The 2,812-nt window shown below is 69.8% G+C and carries 3 protein-coding genes and 1 pseudogene; all 4 read left to right on the forward strand.

Going from position 1 to position 2,812, the window contains the following annotated elements:
• Positions 1-263 (forward strand): annotated as a pseudogene (locus tag RN729_RS00630) (acetyl-CoA carboxylase carboxyl transferase subunit beta); the annotation flags it as partial.
• A complete protein-coding gene (locus RN729_RS00635) occupies positions 257-1,573 on the forward strand; it encodes a folylpolyglutamate synthase/dihydrofolate synthase family protein (protein ID WP_310781563.1) in 1,317 nt (438 codons plus the stop codon). The pseudogene RN729_RS00630 and the gene RN729_RS00635, both read left to right, overlap by 7 nt.
• Positions 1,574-1,575: 2 nt before the next feature.
• Positions 1,576-1,998, forward strand: coding sequence for a BrxA/BrxB family bacilliredoxin (locus tag RN729_RS00640; protein ID WP_310781565.1), 423 nt, complete (start codon positions 1,576-1,578; stop codon positions 1,996-1,998).
• Between the two features lie 43 nt (positions 1,999-2,041).
• On the forward strand, positions 2,042-2,812 hold a 771-nt coding region (locus RN729_RS00645), incomplete at its 3' end, for an ATP phosphoribosyltransferase regulatory subunit (RefSeq protein WP_310781567.1).

The raw sequence follows: 2,812 nt of genomic DNA on the forward strand, positions 1-2,812 counted from the left end.
TCCCCTACGTGAGCGTCCTCACGAACCCGACCACGGGCGGGGTGACGGCGTCGTATGCGATGCTGGGGGATGTGATTCTCGCGGAACCCGGCGCCCTCGTCGGCTTCGCCGGCCCGCGAGTCATCAAGGAAACGATCCGGCAGGACCTTCCGGAGGGTTTCCAGACGGCGGAGTTTCTGGAGGAGCACGGGATGATCGACCGCATCGTCCCGCGGTCGGAGATGCGCGACGCCCTCGCGTGCCTCCTGGATCACATGTGCTGATCGCGGGCGGGGATGCCCTCGCGGCCCTGTTCGATCCCCGTCCGGTCACCACGATCCGCTGGGGTCTCGACAGAATCGAAGCGCTCCTCGCGGAGCTGGGCCGGCCGGAACGGACCTTCAACGCCCTCCATATCGCGGGCACGAACGGCAAGGGGTCGACCGCGTGCTTCGCGGCGTCGATGCTCGAAGACGGCGGCACGCGCACGGGCCTCTATACCTCGCCGCACCTCGAGGACGTTCGGGAACGTTTTCTGATCGATGGGGCCTGGGTGGAGGAGTCGGCGCTTCAGTCCGCCGCCGCCCGCGTGCTCGACTGCGAGACGGCCGAACATTGTACGTACTTCGAGTTGGCCACCGCGCTCGCCTTCACCTGCTTCGCGGAGTGCGGGGTGGAGGTGGCGGTCGTCGAAACCGGTCTCGGCGGCCGGCTCGACGCGACGAACGTGCTCCGTCCCGCCGGGACGGCGATCACCCCGATCAGCCTCGACCACACGGAGTGGCTTGGGGGATCTCCCGAGTCGATCGCGAAGGAAAAAGGGGGGATCTTCAAGCCGGGCGCGCCGGCCTGCCTGGGTCGCATCGATCCGCTTCCGCTCGCGGTGCTCGAGCGGGCCGCGCGCCGCGTCGGATCACCGGTTGCGCGCCTCGGAAGGGAGGCGGAGGTGTCGGATGTCGAGGTGCGGACCGATCCTCCGGAAACGCGCTTCCGATATGTGTCGGGGTCGCGTCCCGACGGCTTGCGGCTCGCCACCGGCCTGCCCGGCCGGCACCAGGCGGACAACGCGGCTCTCGCCCTCCTGCTGCTGGACGGCTCGGGCCTTCCGCCGGACGAAGACTCCGCGCGCCGCGGGATCGCACGCGCGCGCCTGGCCGGCCGCTTCGAGATCCGGCCTTCGCGCGGCGGACGCCCGGGCTGCGTGTTCGATATCGCGCACAATCCGGCGGCCATCGCGGCGCTCTGCGAAACGGTGGCGGCGCTGTCCGCGGCGCGCCCGCTCATCGCTGTGGTCGGAATGCTGGCCGACAAGGATTGGAAGAAGATGTTGGCCCGCCTCGCGCTTGACAGCGACGCTATGATTCTGACGCGGTCCGCCGCCCCCGCGGAGAGGCGGTGGGACCCGTCCCGGGCGCAGGAGTGGCTGTCGCGTGAACGGGGTCTTGAATCGATCGTGTGCCGGAACGTGGCCGAGGCGGTCTCGCGAGGGCTGACGCTCGCCGGAGCCGGAACGCTCCTGGTCACGGGGTCCGCAACCACCGTGGGCGAGGCCCGGGCACTGCCGGAACTCGCCGGCGTACGGACAGGAGACTGAAGATGCTGTACGATCCCAGACTGGTACAACCGATGAGGGACGAACTCACCCGCCTCGGCGTGCGTGAGCTTCGGACCTCCGATGAAGTGGACGAAGTCCTCGGCGCCGACGGGGAGACGCTCGTCGTCGTGAACTCCGTCTGCGGCTGCGCGGCGCGCAATGCGCGACCCGCCGTGGCGATGGCCATGAGCCACGGAGAGCAGCCCGACCGCGTCGTCACGGTGTTCGCGGGACAGGATGTGGAAGCGACGGCGCGCGCGCGGCAGTATTTCGTCGGCGTCCGACCCTCGTCCCCGGCTCTCGCGCTGCTCTCCAACGGGGAGCTGCAGTTCATGCTCGAGCGCCACCAGATCGAGGGCCGCGAGGCGCACGACATCGCGGCCGACCTCACAAAGGCGTACGACCGATACTGCGCGACGAGCTAGCCCAGCGGGGTTTGTGCCACGGGTTGCCTCAGCTTCCGGGGCCGTGACCTCCGGGGAGATCCGCGGCCTGCCCGGTTTTCGAGATTTCTTTCCGGAGGAACTCGCCCTCCGCCGACACATCTTCTCGGCCTGGCGCAGCGTCGGCGCCCGCTATGGATTCACGGAGTATGACGGCCCTCCGCTCGAGGCGCTCGAACTCTACACGCGGAAGTCCGGCGAAGAGATCGTAGGACAGCTCTACGGGTTCGAGGACAGGGGAGGGCGGGCCGTGGCGCTGCGGCCCGAGATGACGCCGACCTTCGCGCGCATGATCGCCTCCCGTGCCGCGGGGCTCGCGAAGCCCGTCCGCTGGTTCTCGATCCCGCAGCTCTTCCGCTACGAGCGGCCGCAGCGCGGTCGACTCCGCGAGCACTTCCAACTCAACATGGACATCGTCGGCGAGACGAACCCGCTCGCCGATTCGGAGATCATCAGCGCGGGCATCGACGCGCTCCGGGAACTCGGCCTGGGGGCCGCGGACATCGTGGTCCGCATCTCGGACCGGCGCCTCATCGGCGCGCTTCTCGACGTTCACGGAATCTCCGCGGAAGACCATGTTGCGGTGTTCGGCGCCCTCGACCGGCTCGAGAAGGAAGGGGAGGAGGGGGTCCGCTCGCGGCTCGCGGAGCACGGTGTAGACGGGGACGCGGCGACGCGGCTGCTGGCGGCCACCCGGCTCCCGCTCGAGGAACTGGCGGCGGCGCACGGGGGAGACGAAGCGGTCGCCGAGGCGGCCGACCGGCTGTCCACCGTGTTCGCGCATCTCGGCGCGGCG

This window comes from Candidatus Palauibacter polyketidifaciens (assembly GCF_947581785.1).
Classification (GTDB): Bacteria; Gemmatimonadota; Gemmatimonadetes; order Palauibacterales; family Palauibacteraceae; genus Palauibacter; species Palauibacter polyketidifaciens.

Coding starts and splice junctions, on each gene's coding strand:
- RN729_RS00640 (WP_310781565.1), top strand. CDS start 1,576: ATGCTGTACGATCCCAGACTGGTACAACCGATGAGGGACGAACTCACC.